Origin of the sequence: Planktothrix rubescens CCAP 1459/22, from assembly GCA_904830895.1 — a bacterium.
Lineage (GTDB): Bacteria > Cyanobacteriota > Cyanobacteriia > Cyanobacteriales > Microcoleaceae > Planktothrix > Planktothrix agardhii.
This window is the reverse complement of record LR882958.1, coordinates 2,099,953-2,115,132: the sequence shown is the minus strand read 5'-3', so window position 1 is coordinate 2,115,132 and position 15,180 is coordinate 2,099,953. Positions and strand designations below refer to the sequence as shown.

Here is a 15,180-nt window from a genome sequence, read left to right as displayed (position 1 = left end):
TTAAGACCGTGATCCTAGAATATTTCGTTGTTTCGTCAGCCAAAATTAGATTGATGAATTGATTAAGAACCCTCAAAAAATGTAGCTGCTTATCTTAATCGGGCTAAGTTGCTCAAGGAAAACAATCAATTAATGGGAACGATCGCAGACTACCAAAAAACAACGCAAACCAAATTTGCCTTTCAATGTCTATGTCAAGTTTGCGAATCTTCTGAATAAAAAATAAAAACAACAAATTAAATGAGTCTAATTATGAAGGTATTAGTGCATATTGGGTATCATAAAACTGGAACAAGTTCTCTTCAGAAGAGTTTAAAAATATCTCGATCAATCTTGGCTGAGAATGGATTTCTTTATCCTATTCTTGATAATAAAAATCAACACTGGCCTTTATTTCCCAACTTTATTGAGACACCAGAAAATTACAATATGCTCAAAAGCATGGGAATGAACAGTAAGGATGTCAATATTTGGCTACAAAAAAGAATTAAAGAGCTAGACGAACAAATAGCTAGTTTCAAGGGTCACACTTGCATTCTATCGGCTGAAGATTTCTCTGGAATTCCTTCTTTTTTAATACCTAAGTTTAAAATGTTTCTGACAGACAGATTTGATTCTGTAAAAATTATTGCTTACATTAGACCGGCTGAAGATTTATATTGCAGTCAACTTCAGCAACAGGCTAAGGTTGGCAAAAATGTTTTTATTACCTTCCCCCTTCCTAGCAAAAATTTAAGCATAAAAGCTAAAATATCTAAATATGTTGAGGAATTTGGTATTGAACAAATCTTTGTTGTTAAGTTCTCCCGTGACTCTTTGTATGAGGGAGATGTCGTTAGAGATTTCTTTAAACGTTTTCTTGTAACTGATGATCAAAGCTTGATGAATTTGAATCCTGTCTATGCTAATGAGTCTATTTGCGGTGCAGCAACAATAGCTATCTCTCTTTTATCTCAGGAAAAATTACCCAGGTTTATTGAGAAAGGACAAAATCCACAATGGAAGGAGTTACAGAAAGCTCTTATGCAACTTAAGCCTTCAAAAACCTTGCCCAAGTTGAGTCTTCCTGATCAGTGGAAAAAACTTATTAAGCAAAACTGTCAGAAAGAGTATTTATGGCTTGAAGATACATTTTTTAACGGAAATCGAGGAATATTTTCTAATCTTGATGAAACTGATGTTTCAGTTCCAGTAGAGGTGACTAGAGAGCAATTTCAAGAATGGCTGATGAGTTATTTAACTCCTGAAGCATGGCAAGAAATTGTTTTGCATCTCTGGAAATTCCAGTCAGAGCGTCTATCTTGATTGAGATTAATCTTGGACAATTCATAGGGAAAACCTTTGGCCAATTCGCCCGTCTCAAAATGCTGTTTTTTTACCCTACCAAATGTATCATGATAAATTGATTACTAAGGTTCGTGAACAATATCAACAGGACATCGAGCTTTATAAAAATTTATTTGGAATTTCCGCAGTAGCCATGTTAAAGCCGTAAAGTTTCTGCTATAATCTAAGCTAGGGTGTACAAATTGATCTCAACCAGGAGAGTCAAACCTTTTAGTCACACTTAAAATCTGTCGTTATTGGGATAAATGGCTGCATTTTAAGAACCCAAAAAGATCTTGTAAAAGTTTTCATTTTAAATATGAGGTTAAATCCTATGACAACTGAAGTTAAATCTAAGTCTAAGCCAGTAGATAAAATTTTCGCTCAAGCCCAAGAATTACAAGAAAAAGGTCAAATTGAGGAAGCGATTAAAAAGTATCAAAGGCTCTTAAATCAGAGTCCTAGTTCTACTCAAGCCCTGCAAAAGTTAGCGGAAATTTACCAAAGCCAAAATCAGATTGAGGAAGCGATTAACTGCTATCAAAGAATGATAGTTTTCCGTTCAAAAAATGTAGCTGCTTATATTAACTTGGCTAAGTTGCTCAAGGAAAACAATCAATCTATGGGAGCGATCGCAGCTTACCAAAAAGCCATTGAACTCAAACCCGATTTACCCTTCCGAGTTTACTTAGACTTGGCAGATGCTCTCAGTGAGCAGAATCAAGTTGAAGAAGCGATCGCAGCCTATCAAAAAGCCATTGAACTGAAACCCGATTTACCCCCAAAAGTTTATAAAAACTTAGCTAAAGCTCTGAATCAAGCTGGACGTTTTCAAGAAGCTATTCCCTGTCACCAAAAATTGATTGAACTGAAACCCGATCAATCGATTAACTATCTTAATATGGGACAAGCTCAACTCAAAGCAGGTATGCTAGATGAAGCGATCAGTAGCTTCCAAAAAGTTTTAGAACTGCAACCTGATAGCTTTGCAGCTTATAAAAATATGGGGGATGCTTTGACACAACAAAACCACTTAGAACAAGCACTGCAAGCCTATCAAAAAGCCAAGGAACTGAAACCCGATGCTAACAAAATGAATCATATTCTTGGAGATTTATTGATGAAGCAAGGCCGAGAAACCGAAGCCATAAATTGCTATCGTCAAGCAGTCTCTGTTTGATCCGATTGAATAAGTCAAGGTGGAATTAAGCAACAATACAGTTTAATTCCACCTTCTTTAATAAGTTCCAGAAGCAGACTTTGAAGAATCTCAGAAAGCAGAAGGTTTGGCTCTCCCGTACTTAGGGTGATGAAGCCAGGTTATAATTCAGTTCTATAATGTGTTCTGAAATTTAACTGAATTTATGAGAGAAACATCTGAAACTTATCTTCAAAAAGCAAGTGACTACTTGATGAGTGAGAAGTGGGAAGAAGCGATCGCAGCCTACCAACGCGCCCTAGAACTCAACCCCAACCTGCCAGGAATTCATCAAAAAATAGGTGATGCCTTCCACAAACAAGCCACATCAGAACGCTCACATCTCCTTAACATTTATCAACAAAAAATTCAGGAAAACCCCAATGATCTACAAACTTATTATAAAGCCTTAGAACTTCATCCTAATGATATAGAAATTTACCTAGGGTTAGGAAAAACTTTCGCCAAAACAGGACGCTTAGATCAAGCCACAGTCGCTTATCAAAAAGTTCTGCAACTGCAACCGGATCATCCTCAAGCCACTACCCTCCTAGAAAGTATTATTCCCCAACCCGGAAACACTCAATTCAAAATAGCACTCCCATCTTCTCCTCAAACCTTAACACTTGATCAAGCCAAACAAGCCTTAGATACGATTAACCAAATAGCCTTAGAAAGCTTTTTAAATACCAATTCACAACTTAATTTTCCTCCAATTAAACATCCCGAAATTAGCATTATTATCATTTTCTATAACCGGGTAGAACTTACCTTAAACTGCTTATATTCGCTGTTAAGAACCCCCTTTCAATCCTTTGAATTAATTCTAGTTGATAATAACTCTTCTGATCAAACCCGAACCCTTCTGCAACGGATAAACGGGGCAAAAGTTATTCTAAATGATCAAAATCTCCATTATCTGCTTGCCTGTAATCAAGCCACCAAAATTGCTCAAGGAAATTATCTCTTATTTTTAAATAATGATACTCAAATTTTAGGGGATAGTATTTCTTCGGCTTTTAATACAATTAAATCCTCAGAGGATATTGGTGCAGTCGGTGGAAAACTGATTCTTCCCGATGGAACTTTGCAAGAAGCAGGGAGTATTATCTGGCAAGATGGAACTTGTTTAGGTTATGGACGGGGAGACTCACCTAATGCACCCCAATATTTATTTAAACGTGCTGTTGATTATTGTTCTGCCGCTTTTCTGTTAACCCGACGGGATTTATTTTTACAGTTACGCGGGTTTGATCAAGATTATCAACCCGCTTATTATGAAGAAACCGACTATTGTATTCGACTGCAAAAAATCGGCAAAAAAATTATTTATGATCCTAATGTTAATATTCTTCATTATGAGTTTGCTAGTTCTAGTAATAGGGGTTCAAGTGATCATGCGATCGCCCTCATGGAAAAAAATCAGCAACTTTTAAAAGAAAAACACAAAGACTGGTTTCAATCTCAATATCCCTCCGATCTCAAAAGCCTAATATTTGCTCGAACTCAAGCCAGAGAAAAACAAAAACGCCTATTATATATTGATGATAGAATCCCTCATCCTTGGGTCGGTTCAGGCTATACTCGCAGTCATTCTATTCTGTCTCATATTGTTAAATTAGACTATGCTATTACCCTTTATCCTGGGGATCTCCGTTATCTCGAAGATTGGTCAATGATTTATGCTGATATTCCCCAAACTGTTGAAGTGATGCGAGGTTATGGGTTAGTAATGTTAGAAGATTTTCTCAGAGAACGCCAAGGATATTATGATCTAGTTTTTGTTAGTCGTCCCCATAATATTAAACATTTAAACTCCATTTTAGTTAAAGAAAATTTCCTAAATTCAGCAAAAATTATTTATGACGCAGAAGCAATTTTTAGTATTCGAGATTATGAATATAAACGTTTAAATAAAATTAATTTTACTGAAGAAGAACGTCAAAAAGCTATTACAGAGGAAATTAAACTAGCTAAAAATAGCCATCATATTATTACCGTTTCTCCCCAAGAAAAACAACAATTTATTCAACAAGGCTACACAAACGTTAGCATTTTAGGTCATACTTTTTCACTCCATCCCACTCCTAAACCCTTTGCCGAACGGCAAAATTTAATATTTGTGGGTTCAATTTATGAACTAGAATCTCCTAATGCTGATTCATTGTTATGGCTAACCCATGAAATATTTCCCCTGATTCAAAATCAATTTGATCAGACAATTGAACTTATAATTATTGGTAATAATACCGTTGAAGAAATTAAACAAAAAATTAATAATTTAAACAATTCATCAATCAAATTATTAGGCAAAGTTGATGATTTAACACCTTTCTATAACCAAGCTCGATTATTTGTAGCCCCAACCCGATACGCAGCCGGAATTCCCCATAAAGTTCATGAAGCCGCTGCTTATGGTTTACCCATTATTACCACATCCTTAATAGCTCAACAGTTAGGATGGAACCCGGAAATAGAATTATTAGTTGCGGATAATCCTATAAATTTTGCTCAACAATGCGTCAAACTTTATCAAGATTCAACCCTATGGAATCAACTTAGAAAAAATGCCCTGAAGCGAGTAGAAACCGAATGTTCTCATCAAATATTTTCAGAAAAATTGGGTTCTATTTTTAATTAAAAAAGTCAAAAAAATTAAACTTTAAGATACTTAATTATGATAATAGGTACTATTTTTTGACTGTCTTTAAAAATAGCTTGTAATTGTAGTTCACCCTGATCAGATAAATCTTTTATATCTAAGTAAATACTGAATCCCCAAAGATGAGTGGTTGACTTAAGACAATGAAAGCTAGTTACATCGGGACGAGGTACGATTAAAGGAACTTCACTTAAAACTTTTTTATCTTTTTTATCAATTAATCTGATCGTCACTGACTGACTTTTTTTGGGAACGAACCAACCCGCAATCCACAATTTTGACTGTTTAATTTTATCTCCTTTTTTTGGGTGGTCAATCCAAGTTCCTAAAATTTCATCAGTCGATTCTGGAATTAGATTAATAATAGATAAAATTTTAATATTGTTAAGACCAAAAAATATTTTTTGTATTAACCGAATTAATGAAACACAAAAATAAAGTATCCAGCTATTTTCAAATTGAAATAGTTTTGAGAAGAAAATGTTTTTTATAGAGTATATATCTTGAAATCTATCTGTTTTTCTTAAAGCAATTAGAACAATAATACGCTTTCTTTTTAATTCAATATCTGTTGTCCAAAATTTAAGATATTGTTGACTCACCTCTTGCTTAAGATAAGCTTTATAAGCTGCACGGACAAATTCTTCATTGTTGAATTTCTCCGTAATTCGTAAAAAATCTTGATCACTCACATCCATTGGATTGAGATTTGAAACTAAAGTAAACTGTTCAGAACTAATTGGGTAAAAGTTGTTTAATTTATTTTGATAAAAATCGTCAAAATTTTGTTGATTCATAATCCTAAATCATTTGTAATCAAAACCTGTCTGTTCTCACTAAAGTAATCTTCTGTTGCTTAAGTTTCAACAGAATTTGTTCAGATTGAGCCGCGAGATGATCACTCTGATTAATCAAAGCTATCCAAGCCGATGTATCCACAAAAACTTTATGTCCCTTGATCATCATGCTTAGGTGTACCATACAAATAATGATCGTGTTGATCTGCTAAATCAGTTATTCCCGTTTCCATTTGACACTCTTCTATAACCGATAACAACCTGTCCCACCCAGATGCAGATTCATCCGATGATATACCTACTGTTGTAGCAGTTGTCGGTGTATCCAAGAAAGTTATAATAACTGGGTGAAATTCGCCATAAGAAACTTGTTCACTGGGATGAACTACCCCATCTTTAAAAATACCCCTAATTGACTGCATAAAGCCCCCTCTCCCATGCGATTTAGACCGAGAAACAATCCCCGCCCAGACTTAGACAGAGAATCCTATCTATGATGTTAACACGCAAACGCTTCACCTAAGAAAGCGATCGCAATTATAATTCGGAATAATTACACTAACTCTAGGCATTAAAATTGCTAATGTTTACGGTATTGGATAGACAATGAAAAAGTTAGTCGTGCCGAGTTGTATCGCTACAACACCGAGCTTCGAGCTACTTTTCCTTTTGTCAAATTATTGAAAATATAGATTTGTTTATATATCAAAATAATGGAGCATCTTACGGAGAAAAATCATCGACAGATTTTTTGTTGAAAATGCTAAAACCTAATTGTCTAAAAATATCTTTTCCCAATAGTCATTATAAAGGATACAATCCAGAAACCACTTACTTAAAACATAATGGTATTATAGTTAAACGTTTTTGTGATTATCATGATTCAAATGTTATCAAAGACTACCTTCTGGGAAAAAGTGAGTCTGACGTAGTATCAAGCATATTAGATATTGAATATTATAGTAATGATTTTATCTGGGAAAATGCTAAGAATAGTTTAAGTGAATTGAGAAAAAGAGAAATGATAACAGATATAATTATTTCGGATTTCATAGAAGAAAATTGGACGAAAATTAAATTATTTCATTCTATGAATCATCCTACTAACTTAGTGTTGCTGGAAATAGCAGATAGAATTCTAACGAATCTAGGACTACCAAAATTAAATACTGCGGAAAGAAACAGTCAAAAAACAAATATCCAAATTCAAGTGATTTTGAACTGAAAACTCTTTAAACTGCTCTACCCAATCTGAAATAGTTTCCGCCCTGTAGTAAGGAGTATATTCCACCGAACTCACATTCACCCATCCTTACTATACCATCAAAGGGTACAGGTTAAACAAGTTGATTAAATATTAATCTTAATTTAATGCTCATTCAATGTTCAGCCAAGTGAACATTTCTGTCACCGACAATTTCATATCTTTAACACTTTCTAAAACCGGTAAAATTTCTAACTCTGATTTGATGTCAGGAAATTGATTAGGCTGAAATATCATGACTGATTCATCTTTAGGATCAATTAACCATCCCAATTCTGTTCCATGCTTCAGACAAAAAATAATCTTTTTAATAACTTTGTTAGGAGATTGTTCGGGAGATAGAATTTCAATGACCCAATCAGGGTAAATTTCAAAGCGATTTTCAATTCTCCCTTGTTCTGTTTTTGGGATGCGCTTCCAAGTAAAAACGGCAAGATCAGGTACTAGAGAACGTCCACCAAAAGTACACCTTAATTCTGTAAAAGCTAAGGCTGCTTTATTTGCTTTTCCGACTTCATTAATCTTTGCAGATAAATAAGTTTGAATCAGACTATGTTCTCCCTGGGGCATGGGTTTTTGTTCTATTTGTCCATTAATATATTCACTAGAAGGTTTTGTTTCAGGAAATCCTAAAAAATCCTCTAAGGTGATTTTTGTTTGAATTTGATTAACCGCAACCATTTTTTACCTCCTAACAACATTTGGTTAGTATAGTGCTTTATTTTTTACTCTGTACTTAACCGACAGGTGGCGATCTCATGAACCGAACTCACATTCACAATTGCCCCGCCTTGAGATTTCATCAAAGGATAAAGCTGACGGACACCCAAATAAACCGAGCGGACATTGACTGCCATCACCCGATCCCATTCCTCCGGTGTAGTCTCTACCAGAGGCTTACAAACTTGTATTGCCGCATTATTCACCATAGCCACTATATTTTCAACCTTTCCCGATAGTTGGTGGGCGATATTTCCCCAAGCCAAAGCATCAGAAACATCAGCCCGAATCAACAAATCAACCTCGGTTAATGGAGTGGTAACTTCACCCAGATCAACCCCTATCACATACCAGCCATTTTTTTGAAACAACTCAGCAGTAGCTCTACCAATACCGCCTAAAACCCCAGTAATTAAGACAACTAATTTACCCATCAGATTAATCCTAATATTACCCAATAAATAAGTCAAATATTGCTATGTTTTACGATTCCTAATCCGTTGAATATCCTGCCAAAACTCCTCTCGCGTTACCTCACTGAGTCGATTTTCCCGTTGTTTAGTGTAATCACCATTGCCCCACCCCACCTGTTGTAAAAAGCGAATAGCGTTAATTTGCCCCAGATTATTAACTAAAACCTTATACCCTTTTTTTCTAAGTTCAATGGGTGTCATTGTCAATTTCTCCTTCTTCTTGCTGAAAAATAGTCATTAACCAAGTCACAGGATTACTTAATGTTACTAGAAGCAGATTTTGAGAGCGAATGGCATTTTTAAGTAAGCGATCATCCGTCGTCAATAAAACATCTGCTTTCGCCCTTTCAGCACAAGCAATATGAAAAGAATCATAAAGTCCAAAGCCCAAATTTTCTAATTCCTGTGAACGATGGTTAATTTCATCATCAATACTAACAAAAATTTTAGCCATTTGTAGAATTTCCCAGATATTTTCTAATTTCTCAATATTAGTCATTTTTTCTAGTTCTGCCGCGATCGCTTCACTCATAATAACCCGCCAGTCTTGAGAGTGACTTCGATTGATAATATTAAGAACTGCTTCTGCTTCCAAGCGAATACGCTCTTGCGTCCAATCATCGAAAGGACGGTTTAAGCAGCAAACATCAAAATAAATTCTGTATTCAGACACCATTCAACACCCAAACCAACCCAAAAACAACGATTTATCACCCCTCAACTCCCAAACCCGTCAGCAAATTATTAATCGCCATCTCATTCACCCGTAATACAGCTTCCCTCGTATGAGAACCATTATGGGTTCCAAAAATACACTGGTCAAACTGGCGTAAAGGACTCTCCATCGCTAAAGGTTCCATTTCAAACACATCTAAAGCCACCCCCGCCACTTTCCCAGACTCCAACCCAGCAACCAACGCGGTTTCATCAATTAATGGCCCTCTCGCCACATTCACCAAACGCACCCCAGGTTTCATCAACTCAAACTGGTGATGACTCAATAAATGGTGGTTTTCGCGGGTCAAATTACAAGAAAGAGCAATAAAATCAGATTGTTGCAATAACTCCTCAAAACTAACCGATTCAATTCCTAATTCCCCCTGAACAGCATCAGGAATCGGCATCACATCATAACCCAGAATAGACATTCCCACCGCCACACCCCGCTTAACAATTCCCCGTCCAATACTCCCCACACCAATAACACCCAAGGTTTTACCCCGTAGAGTCATCCCTGGAAGTTGTAGCCATCCCCCTGAACGCACAGATTGGTCTAACTTATGTAAATGTCTAGCTAACAGTTTTCAATAATCCCAAACATAAGTTGTTGCCATTCCGATAAATCCGTCAAAAAACAAATATCCAAATTCAAGTGATTTTGAACTGAAAACTTTTTAAACTGCTCTACCCAATCTGAAATAGTTTCCGCCCTGTAGTAAGGAGTATATTCCAAAGACCCATCCAGAAATCGAGCCATTTCCCCATAAAACCCCCTGTCATAGTGATACCAAGCCAACCATACCAACGTATGATAACGCACTGGAGACTCCATTTTTTGAATGTGTTCGGGTAAATTGCATTGAGCAAAAAACTTGTCCAACACCTTCACCACACATTCAGCTTGAGTTTTGGTGTTTCTAGTCGTGTTCCCCCCATACCTGCGATAACCCACCGCCACCCGCCGCCACCAAGCCGCTTCACACCCCATCAACCCCAAACGCAACACCAAATCAACATCATGGGATTGGCGCAACTCCCCATCAAACCCCCCCACCTGTTCTAACCACTGTTGACGAATCATCATGCCACTGGTTTTAACTGGTTTATACATTAACCAACTTTCCAAATTCAGATCAGGAACATCACGCCAAGGTTCCACATCAATAATTTTCTCACCCCCTCCATCCACAATTCGCCAACCTGTATGCACACTCCCCAAACTCGGCTGTTGCTCAAAACAATTCACTTGTTCTGCTAACTTTTCCGGTAAAATCCAAAAATCATCCGCATCTAAAAAAGCAATAAACTCACCCTGAGCTTGTTTAATCCCTAAATTACGAGCGACAGCCGAACCTTGATTTTCTTGATAAAAATATCTAATTTTATTTTGGTAAGACTCTAAAACTTGACAAGTTTGATCCGTTGATCCATCATCAATAACAATAATTTCATAATCTTGATAAGTCTGCATTAAAACACTGTCAATCGCTTCAGGAAGAAAGCGATCGCAATTATAAGTCGGAATAATTACACTAACTCTAGGCATTAAAATTACTGTTAATTAATACAGTTTAAATTATTTTGTGGATACCAATTATCCTCTAATAATTGTTCAAAATTTTCTGATAAATGCGATCGCCCCAAAAGATAACCCCCCCCTGACCAAAGTTGAATTGAACTCAGTTAATAAATATTAACAAATTTCTCACCAATCTCGGTTGACCGGGACTGACCCCTTCCTAGAGACAGATAATTAAGGGTTGAAGGGCCAAAATCGCCAACTTTTGTAATTTTTGATATAAAATCAAATTTATGTGAAGATTTGTTTAGAATAACCGACATCCATTTAGAGAGGAGAAAATACAGTGGCTTTTGAACTTCCCGCCCTACCCTTTGCCGACGATGCTTTAGAATCTAGCAAAATGTCGGCCAAGACCTTTTCCTTCCATCATGGTAAGCACCACGCGGCTTATGTTACGAACCTGAATAAACTGATTGATGGGACAGGACTAGCGGATAAATCCCTAGAGGAAATTATCAAGGCAACCGCCAATGACCCGAATAAAGCTGGAATTTTCAACAATGCGGCTCAAGTCTGGAATCATACTTTCTTCTGGAATAGTCTGAAACCCTCTGGAGGCGGCCAACCCACAGGCGCTTTAGCCGAAAAAATTAATGCCGACTTTGGTAGCTTTGACAAATTTATCGAAGAATTCAAAGCCGCCGCGACTACTCAATTTGGTAGTGGTTGGGCTTGGTTAGTATTAAATAATGGCACTCTGAAAGTTACCAAAACCGCTAATGCAGGAACTCCTATTGTGGATGGATTAACTCCTTTATTAACTTTAGATGTTTGGGAACACGCCTATTATTTAGACTTCCAAAATGCCAGACCTGCTTACATTGAAAACTTCCTAAATCAATTAGTGAACTGGGATTTTGTGGCTGAAAACTTCGCGGCTGCATAATTGAGCATTCTTTCTGAAATAGATTGAACCACAAGCAAGACAGTCATTCTATTTTTAGAACTGTCTTGCTTTTTTTATCATCCCAATTAATTCAAATTTTAACCATGAATAGTCAAGATCTTGCCCGATATATTGAAAGCACTAATGGTATTTCTAAGTCCTGGTTATTAGTACAATTGCGGTTAAAAAAACTTGAAGAACGTCGTTCAGAAATTTCCCAGGAAGAATATATTCAAGAGTTAGCCCAACTGCATCAAGAATTAATGAATTTGGGGGAGTGGTGGTTGGGAATAGAAAATGAGGTTTTTGGTTAAAATTGATTCCTCATCATTTTTTAGGGTCTAATGCTTCCAGTTCACCCCCAAACGTTTGAGATAATCCCAACCCCTTTGGGGCCAAACATGAGGACGCCCCGTTTTTTCAGCAATCCATTCCGCCACCTTCGGGCCAGACCAAGAGCCACCATCCGGTGCTGGCCCCTTTAACGCCTGCATCAGTTCATGTTGTTGGCCTAAAGTGAGTAAAGATTTCGCTATCGGGGGTTGGCGCTCCCGGCTACGATTCTTAATAGAACTGGGCCCCTCGCGGTTATAGCGCCGGATAATTTCCTTGGCATAGTCGTAATTTAACCCCACCACTTCAGCCGATTGTTTAATTGTCCAATCCCCTGCCACAAGGCAAAGCAAATGCCATCGACGGGCCTCTGTCGTGTCTCGTGCTTGACGATAGCGAGCTTTCAGGTCATCGGGCGTTAGATACGGTTCGATGTGCGCTTTAGGTGGCATTCCTCCGATTCAGCATCAGGAAATTTGGTTAGTCTATCTGATGGTTTTAAGGGTTTTCCGGATCAATGCCAGAATTTCTAAGAATTACGAATTACGAATAGGTAATGGGTAATGGGTAATGGGTAATGGGTAATAGGTAATAGGTAATGGGTAATGGGTAATGGGTAATGGGTAATGGGTAATGGGTTTACTCCCCCTGCCTCCCCCGCTCCCCCTGCCCCTCCTGGTGTTAAACTCTGATATGGGTATTTTTAAGAATATGAGGAATAACAGAGTATGGCATCCATCCGTAAGTTGCACCGACAACTGATCAAAAAAGAACGCTCCGCCGTTGAGATCACCCAGGAAGCGCTGGATCGGATTGCACAACTTGAACCCCAACTAAAGAGTTTCCTCTATGTGACGGCGGATAGAGCCTTAGAACAGGCCCGTCAAGTAGATGCCAAAATTTCCAGAGGAGAAGAAATAGGTCTGTTAGCAGGAATTCCCATCGCCATTAAGGACAATATGTGTACCGAGGGAATTCGGACTACCTGTGGCTCCAAAATTTTAGAGAATTTTATCCCGCCCTACGAATCTACTGTTACCCAGAAACTCGCTGCGGCTGGGGCGGTGATGGTGGGAAAAACCAACATGGATGAATTTGCTATGGGGAGTTCAACCGAAAACTCTGCCTATCAGGTGACAGCTAATCCTTGGGATTTAGAACGGGTTCCGGGGGGGTCATCGGGGGGGTCTGCTGCGGCCGTAGCAGCCGGAGAAGCGGTGGTTTCCCTGGGTTCAGATACGGGGGGTTCGATTCGTCAGCCCGCGTCATTCTGTGGGGTTGTCGGGCTTAAACCCACCTATGGCTTAATTTCTCGTTACGGCTTAGTCGCCTATGCGTCCTCTTTAGATCAAATTGGGCCCTTTGGACGTTCTGTGGAAGATGTCGCTATTTTATTACAAGCGATCGCCGGTCACGACCCGAAAGATGCCACCAGTTTAAACCTTCCCATTCCCGATTATGTTTCAGCCCTTAGACCTTCTTTAAGAGCCAAAAGTGGGATTAAAATTGGAGTAATTAAGGAAACTTTTGGGGAAGGATTAGATCCAATTGTTGAACAAACTGTCACCAAAGCAATTAGTGTTTTACAGGAATTAGGAGCAGAAATTCAGGTGGTTTCTTGTCCTCGATTTCGCTATGGTTTACCAACTTATTATGTGATTGCACCTTCGGAAGCTTCTGCTAATTTAGCTCGTTATGATGGGGTGAAATATGGTTTTCGTTATCCCGATGCTGATAATTTAATTGAAATGTATCAGAAAACCCGGGCGCAAGGGTTTGGGGCGGAAGTCAAACGCCGGATTATGATGGGAACCTATGTATTATCGGCGGGATATTATGACGCCTATTATTTGAAAGCCCAAAAGGTGAGAACTTTAATTAAGGAAGATTTTGATCGGGCGTTTAGTCAAGTGGAAGTTTTAGTTTGTCCGACTGCACCTTCAACGGCTTTTAAAGCGGGTGAAAAAACGGCTGATCCCTTGAGTATGTATTTATCGGATTTAATGACTATTCCAGTTAATTTAGCGGGTTTACCTGGAATTAGTGTTCCCTGTGGGTTTGATGATCAAGGCTTACCGATTGGGATGCAATTAATTGGGAAACCGTTAGGGGAATCTCGGTTATTAGAAGTTGCTAATGCCTATGAAAAAGCCACGGATTGGCACAATTATAAACCTCAAGGAATCTAATCTGTAAATATTAGGGTGGGCTTTGCTCACCTCTTTAATCCTTCTGTAATTTTTCTAACCATTATGTCCTATAAAGTTAATGTTTCCATAGAAAAAACGGATTCAGGATATTTAGCCTATTGTCCAGAACTCTCTGAACAAACCTTTCAAGGAGATTCACTGGATTTAATTTTTTCTGAGTTAAAAACTGTTATTCAAGCCGATTATCAACATCAAGTTTCCTCTGAAACTAAAAGAAAACCCATTTGGGAAATTGCCCAAGATTTAACTCAAGATATAACTGAGGATGAACTTAAACTTTTTACTACTAATCTTAATATGTCAACAACTTTAACGGATATCGGTACATTAATTATTTCTACACCCGGAATTTGTGGGGGTCGTCCTCGAATTGCTGGAACAAGAATGTCGGTGATGAGTATTGCAATTGATTATAATGCTGGCATGACTGTTGAAGAAATTTTACAAGAATTTCCGCACTTGAATTTAGGACAAATTTATGCAGCTTTAACTTATTATCATGTGAATAAGTCAAGTATGGATCAAGAAATTATGGCTTATTATGAAGAATGCGATCGCTTAGAAAAAGAACATAGCGCGAGGACGGTTTCGTGAGTCAAATTCGTTTATATTTTGATGAAGATTCGGGCAATATGTCCTTAGTTGAGGCGTTACGAAATGAAGATATAGATGTTTTGACGACACCAGAAGCGAATAGAATGGGTTATTCCGATCAAGATCAATTATTATGGGCAACTCAGCAAAATCGGATTATCTATAGTTTCAATATGGGTGATTTTTGCCGTTTACATAATATATTTATTAGTGATGGAGTAACTCATGCCGGGATTATTGTTGTTCCTAGACAAAGTTATTCCATCGGTGAACAATTACGAGGAATATTAAGGTTAATTTCTGAACAGTCCGCAGAAGTCATGGTTAATCAATTAGTATTTTTAGGAATGTATATTCGGGCTGAATAATAATCAATTTATTCGTAAATGATTTAAAAAAATTACCTTGTTAGCAA

18 protein-coding genes are annotated in these 15,180 nt (G+C 37.7%); 9 read left to right on the top strand and 9 right to left on the bottom strand.

Going from position 1 to position 15,180, the window contains the following annotated elements:
- The first annotated feature begins 252 nt into the window (after positions 1–252).
- The 3 genes from NMG86_RS09905 to NMG86_RS09895 all read left to right on the top strand — a co-directional run bounded on the left by NMG86_RS09905 (position 253) and on the right by NMG86_RS09895 (position 5,165).
- Positions 253–1,305 carry a hypothetical protein gene (locus NMG86_RS09905; RefSeq protein WP_026797551.1) on the top strand — a complete coding sequence of 351 codons (1,053 nt, stop codon included), beginning with the start codon at positions 253–255 and terminating at the stop codon, positions 1,303–1,305.
- A gap of 355 nt (positions 1,306–1,660) precedes the next feature.
- Positions 1,661–2,506, top strand: a complete 846-nt coding sequence (locus tag NMG86_RS09900; RefSeq protein WP_026797550.1) for a tetratricopeptide repeat protein — start codon at positions 1,661–1,663, stop codon at positions 2,504–2,506.
- 184 nt (positions 2,507–2,690) lie between these two features.
- Entirely contained in the window at positions 2,691–5,165 is a 2,475-nt protein-coding gene (locus NMG86_RS09895) for a glycosyltransferase (protein WP_026797549.1), read from the top strand.
- Positions 5,166–5,179: 14 nt separating this feature from the next.
- Here NMG86_RS09895 and NMG86_RS09890 read toward each other — a convergent pair whose 3' ends face one another.
- Positions 5,180–5,983: a hypothetical protein gene (locus NMG86_RS09890; RefSeq protein ID WP_026797548.1), complete on the bottom strand. Its 804-nt coding sequence runs from the start codon at positions 5,981–5,983 to the stop codon at positions 5,180–5,182.
- A gap of 149 nt (positions 5,984–6,132) precedes the next feature.
- Entirely contained in the window at positions 6,133–6,405 is a 273-nt protein-coding gene (locus NMG86_RS09885; RefSeq protein ID WP_026797547.1) for a hypothetical protein, read from the bottom strand.
- A 272-nt stretch (positions 6,406–6,677) separates the two neighbouring features.
- Here NMG86_RS09885 and NMG86_RS09880 point away from each other — a divergent pair, with 272 nt between their 5' ends.
- Complete coding sequence (locus tag NMG86_RS09880; protein ID WP_158442147.1) at positions 6,678–7,208, top strand: WcbI family polysaccharide biosynthesis putative acetyltransferase; 531 nt, start codon at positions 6,678–6,680, stop codon at positions 7,206–7,208.
- A 150-nt stretch (positions 7,209–7,358) separates the two neighbouring features.
- Here the strand turns inward: NMG86_RS09880 and NMG86_RS09875 are convergent, their stop codons facing one another.
- From NMG86_RS09875 to NMG86_RS09850, 6 genes are read right to left on the bottom strand one after another with little or no spacing between them, the layout of a single operon-like run.
- A complete protein-coding gene (locus tag NMG86_RS09875) occupies positions 7,359–7,928 on the bottom strand; it encodes a Uma2 family endonuclease (protein WP_026797546.1) in 570 nt (189 codons plus the stop codon).
- A 44-nt stretch (positions 7,929–7,972) separates the two neighbouring features.
- Positions 7,973–8,401, bottom strand: coding sequence for an SDR family oxidoreductase (locus NMG86_RS09870; protein WP_081694468.1), 429 nt, complete (start codon positions 8,399–8,401; stop codon positions 7,973–7,975).
- A gap of 42 nt (positions 8,402–8,443) precedes the next feature.
- Positions 8,444–8,641, bottom strand: a complete 198-nt coding sequence (locus tag NMG86_RS09865) for a hypothetical protein (protein WP_026787110.1) — start codon at positions 8,639–8,641, stop codon at positions 8,444–8,446.
- Positions 8,628–9,116: a PIN domain-containing protein gene (locus tag NMG86_RS09860; RefSeq protein WP_026797545.1), complete on the bottom strand. Its 489-nt coding sequence runs from the start codon at positions 9,114–9,116 to the stop codon at positions 8,628–8,630. Before NMG86_RS09860 ends, NMG86_RS09865 begins: the two co-directional genes overlap by 14 nt.
- A 34-nt stretch (positions 9,117–9,150) precedes the next feature.
- Positions 9,151–9,705, bottom strand: a complete 555-nt coding sequence (locus NMG86_RS09855; RefSeq protein ID WP_235750921.1) for an NAD(P)-dependent oxidoreductase — start codon at positions 9,703–9,705, stop codon at positions 9,151–9,153.
- A 29-nt stretch (positions 9,706–9,734) separates the two neighbouring features.
- Complete coding sequence (locus NMG86_RS09850) at positions 9,735–10,706, bottom strand: glycosyltransferase family 2 protein (protein ID WP_043937123.1); 972 nt, start codon at positions 10,704–10,706, stop codon at positions 9,735–9,737.
- 319 nt (positions 10,707–11,025) lie between these two features.
- On the opposite strand from NMG86_RS09850, the gene NMG86_RS09845 reads away from it, so the two are divergent.
- Positions 11,026–11,628: a superoxide dismutase gene (locus NMG86_RS09845; protein WP_026787113.1), complete on the top strand. Its 603-nt coding sequence runs from the start codon at positions 11,026–11,028 to the stop codon at positions 11,626–11,628.
- A 104-nt stretch (positions 11,629–11,732) separates the two neighbouring features.
- The gene (locus NMG86_RS09840) at positions 11,733–11,942 is read left to right on the top strand and encodes a hypothetical protein (RefSeq protein WP_026787114.1); all 210 of its coding nucleotides are present in this window, start codon (positions 11,733–11,735) and stop codon (positions 11,940–11,942) included.
- Between the two features lie 27 nt (positions 11,943–11,969).
- On the opposite strand, the gene NMG86_RS09835 is transcribed toward NMG86_RS09840, so the two are convergent.
- Positions 11,970–12,413 (bottom strand): helix-turn-helix domain-containing protein, encoded by a 444-nt coding sequence (locus NMG86_RS09835; RefSeq protein WP_026787115.1) that lies wholly within the window; start codon positions 12,411–12,413, stop codon positions 11,970–11,972.
- A gap of 276 nt (positions 12,414–12,689) precedes the next feature.
- Between NMG86_RS09835 and gatA the strand changes: the two genes are divergently transcribed.
- The 3 genes from gatA to NMG86_RS09820 all read left to right on the top strand — a co-directional run bounded on the left by gatA (position 12,690) and on the right by NMG86_RS09820 (position 15,133).
- The gene (gene gatA / locus NMG86_RS09830; RefSeq protein WP_026797544.1) at positions 12,690–14,150 is read left to right on the top strand and encodes an Asp-tRNA(Asn)/Glu-tRNA(Gln) amidotransferase subunit GatA; all 1,461 of its coding nucleotides are present in this window, start codon (positions 12,690–12,692) and stop codon (positions 14,148–14,150) included.
- A gap of 63 nt (positions 14,151–14,213) precedes the next feature.
- A complete protein-coding gene (locus NMG86_RS09825; protein ID WP_237157233.1) occupies positions 14,214–14,765 on the top strand; it encodes a DUF433 domain-containing protein in 552 nt (183 codons plus the stop codon).
- The gene (locus tag NMG86_RS09820) at positions 14,762–15,133 is read left to right on the top strand and encodes a DUF5615 family PIN-like protein (RefSeq protein WP_026787118.1); all 372 of its coding nucleotides are present in this window, start codon (positions 14,762–14,764) and stop codon (positions 15,131–15,133) included. The genes NMG86_RS09825 and NMG86_RS09820 overlap by 4 nt, the downstream gene beginning before the upstream one ends.
- Positions 15,134–15,180: the final 47 nt, after the last annotated feature.